This is a genomic window from Nereida sp., assembly GCF_965655635.1.
Taxonomy (GTDB): domain Bacteria; phylum Pseudomonadota; class Alphaproteobacteria; order Rhodobacterales; family Rhodobacteraceae; genus Nereida.
The window spans coordinates 1-5,198 of the sequence record NZ_CBFHHE010000058.1; the positions used below are offsets into that span (position 1 = coordinate 1).

General features: G+C 54.1%; 8 protein-coding genes. All 8 read left to right on the forward strand.

Going from position 1 to position 5,198, the window contains the following annotated elements; translation table 11 throughout:
• A partial coding sequence (locus tag ACTF5M_RS11190; protein ID WP_438961050.1) for a nitrogenase component 1 occupies nucleotides 1-831 on the forward strand: 831 nt, incomplete at its 5' end.
• Nucleotides 828-1,049, forward strand: coding sequence for a cytochrome PufQ (gene pufQ, locus ACTF5M_RS11195; protein WP_048599905.1), 222 nt, complete (start codon nucleotides 828-830; stop codon nucleotides 1,047-1,049). The genes ACTF5M_RS11190 and pufQ, both read left to right, overlap by 4 nt.
• A 210-nt stretch (nucleotides 1,050-1,259) precedes the next feature.
• Entirely contained in the window at nucleotides 1,260-1,400 is a 141-nt protein-coding gene (pufB, locus tag ACTF5M_RS11200) for a light-harvesting antenna LH1, beta subunit (RefSeq protein WP_048599904.1), read from the forward strand.
• Between the two features lie 14 nt (nucleotides 1,401-1,414).
• Entirely contained in the window at nucleotides 1,415-1,579 is a 165-nt protein-coding gene (pufA, locus tag ACTF5M_RS11205) for a light-harvesting antenna LH1, alpha subunit (RefSeq protein ID WP_048599903.1), read from the forward strand.
• Nucleotides 1,580-1,703: 124 nt separating this feature from the next.
• Nucleotides 1,704-2,552 carry a photosynthetic reaction center subunit L gene (gene pufL / locus ACTF5M_RS11210; protein WP_048599902.1) on the forward strand — a complete coding sequence of 283 codons (849 nt, stop codon included), beginning with the start codon at nucleotides 1,704-1,706 and terminating at the stop codon, nucleotides 2,550-2,552.
• The gene (gene pufM, locus ACTF5M_RS11215) at nucleotides 2,545-3,474 is read left to right on the forward strand and encodes a photosynthetic reaction center subunit M (RefSeq protein ID WP_048599901.1); all 930 of its coding nucleotides are present in this window, start codon (nucleotides 2,545-2,547) and stop codon (nucleotides 3,472-3,474) included. Before pufL ends, pufM begins: the two co-directional genes overlap by 8 nt.
• Nucleotides 3,475-3,486: 12 nt before the next feature.
• Entirely contained in the window at nucleotides 3,487-3,732 is a 246-nt protein-coding gene (pufX, locus tag ACTF5M_RS11220) for an RC-LH1 core complex protein PufX (RefSeq protein WP_438961051.1), read from the forward strand.
• Nucleotides 3,733-3,970: 238 nt separating this feature from the next.
• On the forward strand, nucleotides 3,971-5,198 hold a 1,228-nt coding region (gene dxs, locus ACTF5M_RS11225), incomplete at its 3' end, for a 1-deoxy-D-xylulose-5-phosphate synthase (RefSeq protein WP_438961052.1).

Sequence of the window (5,198 nt, forward strand, 5' to 3'; positions counted from 1 at the left end):
GAGTTTGGCCGCGGCTTGTGCGAAGTCTTGGGTAAGCCCTATCTGCAGGCACCAGTTGGCATCGACAGCACAACCAAATTTCTGCGGTCTTTGGGTGAGCTTCTGGACCTTAATCCAGAGCCGTTCATTGAGCGTGAAAAACATTCAACGATCAAACCTGTTTGGGATTTGTGGCGTTCTGTGACGCAAGATTTCTTTGCGACAGCCAGCTTTGCGATTGTGGCAAATGAAACCTATGCCCGCGGTATTCGTCATTTCCTTGAAAGCGATCTTGGCTTGCCATGCGCTTTTGCTGTTGCGCGGACTGCTGGTAAGAAAACCAACAACGACGAAGTTCGTGCGATGATGGGCCAGAAGCGGCCCCTGATTGTTCTGGGCAGCATCAACGAGAAGATGTATCTTGCCGAGCTGAAATCAGGGCACGGTCCCGCGCCATCATTCATACCAGCCAGCTTTCCAGGTGCTGCCATTCGCCGTGCGACGGGCACACCCTTTATGGGCTACGCGGGCGCTACATATCTTTTGCAAGAAGTCTGCAACGGGTTGTTTGATGCGCTGTTCCATATTTTGCCGCTTGGTACGGAGATGGACGCAGCAGAGGCGACACCAACTTCTTTACGCCGCGATCTCCCGTGGGAGCCTGAAGCTCAGGCCGCTCTTGACCGGATCGTTGCGACACACCCCATTTTGACCCGCATTTCAGCGGCCAAAACACTGCGTGATGCAGCTGAAAAATCAGCGCTCGATGCGGGACACGACACCGTTAGCACAGCGACGGTTGAAGCTTTGGCGCCACAGCAGCGCCAAGCACAACAAGGAGAGTCTGCATGACGGACATGACATCAAACCCACCGCGCGCGGCAAAAACAAAGTCTAACCAGACCGAGTTCGCCGTTTATTTCGCCGTCATCTTGCTGGCGACATTGCCGTTGGCATGTCTGAGTTGGGCTCTTGCCAGCCTCAAGTCAAAAAGTTTTCAGCGCAAAGGCCCATTTGCCCGCGCGTGGTCACAGGCCCGTATCATGACGCCTATGATTTTCTCGGCCTGAGGGTCGGGTCCGGCACGCAGGCCAGCCAGCTTGTTTGCCATACCAAGTTTTCTCAACGGCATTCGCCGGGTCGTTGGGGGAAGGACTGTGGAAGGGTTCTTCACGAGGTTCGTTATCCCGCCCCCGGGGTGACGGATTGTGGCAGGGGATGAGCCCCTGTCGTAACCCTGCCGCGGGGGATGCGCGGCATCAGTTATGGAGGAATATCCTATGGCTGACCTGTCCTTTACTGGGCTCACGGATGAGCAGGCTCAAGAGCTTCACTCGGTGTACATGAGCGGCCTTTGGCTGTTTGTTGCAGTTGCAGTTGTCGCGCACATTGCCACGTTCATTCAGTTTCCATGGTTCTAAGGAGCGATTGATAGATGGCTAAGTTCTACAAAATTTGGATGATCTTTGATCCGCGTCGCGTGTTTGTTGCACAAGGCGTTTTCCTGTTCTTGTTGGCAGCAATGATCCACATGGTTCTTCTGAGCACCGACGGTTTCAACTGGTTTGAAATCGCTGCTGCGAAGAATGGCCTGGGCTAATCGCACCGACCTAAGCAAACGCTGTGGGCGGGCCTGAACCCCGCCCACCGCATACACCAACTAAGTTTAACAAAGACGGCTCGTGTGGCGCCTGCCACCCTGCCGCTTAATGCGGAGATAGAAGATGGCATTGCTCAGCTTCGAGAAAAAATACCGCGTCCGCGGAGGGACATTGATCGGCGGCGATCTCTTCGACTTCTGGTTTGGTCCATTTTATGTGGGCTTCTTCGGGGTCACCGGAGCGTTTTTCGCGCTGCTCGGCACAGTCCTTATCTTTTACGGCGCATCACTGGGTGACACTTGGAACCCATGGCTCATTTCGATTGAGCCTCCTGAACTAGAAGTGGGCCTTGGTATGGCACCGCTGGCAGAAGGCGGCCTTTGGCAGATCATCACGATCTGTGCGATTGGCGCGTTTGTCAGTTGGGCAATGCGTGAGGTAGAGATCTGTCGCAAACTGGGCATGGGCTATCACGTCCCTGTTGCGTTTGGTATGGCGATCTTGGCGTATGTAACGCTTGTTGTAATCCGTCCTGTTCTTATGGGCGCTTGGGGTCACGGCTTCCCTTATGGGATTTTCAGCCACCTCGATTGGGTTAACAACGTCGGCTACGCGTACGGCAACTTCCATTATAACCCGGCGCATATGATTGCGATTACGTTCTTCTTCACAACCACGCTTGCGCTTGCGCTGCACGGTTCGTTGATCTTGTCAGCAGCCAACCCTGAAAAGGGTGAGCAAATGTTGTCACCTGATCACGAAGATACGTTCTTCCGCGATTTCATTGGCTATTCGATTGGGCCGCTAGGCATCCACCGTTTGGGGCTTTTGCTGGCACTGAATGCTGGTTTCTGGTCCGCGGTTTGTATCGTTATCTCTGGCACCATCTGGTTCGATGCGTGGTCTGAGTGGTGGTACTGGTACGTTGAACTGCCCTTCTGGGCCGACATTGAGGGAGGCGTAAATGGCTGAGTATCAAAACATTTTCACTCAAGTGCAGGTTCAAGGCCCACCTGAATGGGGCATGGACAACGAAAACAACATGCAAGAAGAGCGCACAAAATCCGTAGGGTTTTCCACGCTCGCAGGTTGGTTTGGTAACGCACAGCTTGGTCCGATCTATTTGGGTCCGCTCGGTGTGATCTCTATGGCAACTGGCGCGATCTGGTTCTTGATGGTTGGCTTTAGCTTTTGGGCTCAAGCAGGCTACAACCCAGCCGTGTTCATGCGTGATTTGTTCTACTTCTCGCTTGAGCCGCCTGCACCTGAGTACGGTTTGTCTTTCGCGCCATTGGCCGAAGGCGGCATGTGGATCATCGCCAGTTTCTTTTTGCTGGTCTCTGTCATGACATGGTGGGCACGCTCATATGTTCTGGCGCAGCAACACAAGATGGGCAAACACGTCTTCTGGGCCTTTGGTGCAGCTATTTGGTTGTTCCTTGTGTTGGGTCTGATCCGTCCTGTGTTGATGGGAAGCTGGTCTGAGGCTGTGCCTTACGGCATCTTTAGCCACCTGGATTGGACGCTGAACTTCTCAGTGACGCACGGCAACCTGTTCTATAACCCGTTCCACGCACTTTCGATCGTGTTCCTTTATGGCTCTACCCTGCTCTTTGCGATGCACGGCGCGACCATTCTTGCTGTGACTCGCTACGGTGGTGATCGCGAATTGGAACAGATCGCTGATCGCGGGACTGCATCTGAACGTGCGGGCCTCTTCTGGCGCTGGACCATGGGCTTCAACGCGACGATGGAAGGTATCCACCGTTGGGCGTGGTGGTTTGCGGTGCTCACCTGCATCACTGGCGGTATCGGTATTCTTCTTTCCGGTACGGTTGTGGATGATTGGTATGCATGGGCGCAGCTGCACTATTACGCACCTGCAGATTTTTAGGAGGATATGAACATGTCAGATCCAAAACACCCATTTGGTGGAGATTTCTCAAAGGCGCGTATGCAGTCTGAAATCTTCGGTCAGATGTTGTCCGGCGCAGTTATTGCCGCGGCAGTCATCGGTGGGCCTATCGTGTTTGTCTATGTGCTTGCGTTCCTTGGCTCGTTCTTGCCCGAGGATAGTAAAGAAGCGCTAGACCCAACTCCAGATAGCTTCTCGCATTACGAGCAGCTGATCGACGACCGGACTTTCGTCTAATCGGCATCTGGGTGAACTTTCTCAAGGTGGGTCGCCGCCGCCTTGCGGGAAACGAGATTGATCAGGGCGCTGCTGTTATGCGCGCGCCCTGATCACAAGCCATCAGATCCTTCCTTCCCGGTGGATCTGGTATCGGGGTCTCCACACCCCGGTTCCCTTCCTGTTGGCTACAGGAAACTGGCGTCGCATCGGGTAACCGGTGCGGCGCTTTTTTATTTCTGATCTGGGAGGATCCGCCATGACTGACCGTCCGTTGACCCCGCATCTTGACCGCATCACTACGCCCGCTGATTTAAAGGGGCTGACCGATGATGCTTTGCGACACGTAGCAGATGAAGTCCGCGCCGAGGTCATTTCAGCCGTGTCTGAGACGGGCGGCCATTTGGGCAGCTCTCTTGGTGTGGTCGAGCTGACCGTAGCGCTTCATGCGGTTTTCAACGCCCCGTACGACAAACTTGTCTGGGACGTAGGGCATCAGTGCTATCCCCATAAAATTCTCACAGCACGTAGGGATCGTATCCGTACGCTTCGTCAAGAAGGTGGGCTATCTGGCTTCACCAAACGCGCGGAATCCGAGTATGATCCGTTTGGTGCCGCGCATAGCTCTACATCAATTTCAGCGGCGTTAGGCTTTGCCACAGGTCGTGACCTTGGCATGCCAACGGGGGATGCAATTGCGGTGATTGGAGATGGCTCTATCAGTGCTGGCATGGCGTATGAAGCTATGAACAATGCAGGGCATGAAAAGCGCCGGATGTTTGTGATCCTCAACGATAATGACATGAGCATTGCGCCGCCGGTAGGGGCGATGTCCGCATATCTCAATCAACTCAACGGAACGCCCTTTGAGCTGTTCAAAGATATGGGCGAAGCATTTGAAGCGTCGCTACCCCAGCCCATGCGAGACGGTGCGCGCCGTGCGCGTGAATTAGTAACTGGCCAAGGGGGTGGGAGTTCCCTGTTTGAGCAATTGGGCTTTACATATATCGGGCCTGTTAATGGTCATGACATGCCTCAGCTTTTGGCAGTTTTACGTCGTGCAAAGGCGCAATCGGATGGGCCTGTTCTGATCCACGCGTGCACAGTAAAGGGCAAAGGATACGCACCGGCGGAGGCGTCTAATGATTGCTATCATGGCGTTTCAAAATTTAACGTAACAACCGGTGAGCAGCAAAAGTCCAAACCTAATGCACCAAGCTATACCAAGGTGTTCGGCGAGACTTTGACAGAACTTGCGGCAAGTGATCCCAAAATTGTGTCTGTTACAGCGGCGATGCCTTCTGGGACTGGGCTTGATTTGATGCAGAACCGCTTTCCGACGCGGGTGTTTGATGTCGGCATCGCTGAACAGCACGCGGTCACATTTGCGGCCGGTTTGGCAGCCACGGGTTTGCGTCCGTTCTGTGCGATCTATTCAAGCTTTTTGCAGCGCGGTTACGACCAGATCGTGCACGATGTTGCACTTC

Coding starts and splice junctions, on each gene's coding strand:
- pufM (WP_048599901.1), top strand. CDS start 2,545: ATGGCTGAGTATCAAAACATTTTCACTCAAGTGCAGGTTCAAGGCCCA.
- pufX (WP_438961051.1), top strand. CDS start 3,487: ATGTCAGATCCAAAACACCCATTTGGTGGAGATTTCTCAAAGGCGCGT.
- pufQ (WP_048599905.1), top strand. CDS start 828: ATGACGGACATGACATCAAACCCACCGCGCGCGGCAAAAACAAAGTCT.
- pufA (WP_048599903.1), top strand. CDS start 1,415: ATGGCTAAGTTCTACAAAATTTGGATGATCTTTGATCCGCGTCGCGTG.
- pufL (WP_048599902.1), top strand. CDS start 1,704: ATGGCATTGCTCAGCTTCGAGAAAAAATACCGCGTCCGCGGAGGGACA.
- pufB (WP_048599904.1), top strand. CDS start 1,260: ATGGCTGACCTGTCCTTTACTGGGCTCACGGATGAGCAGGCTCAAGAG.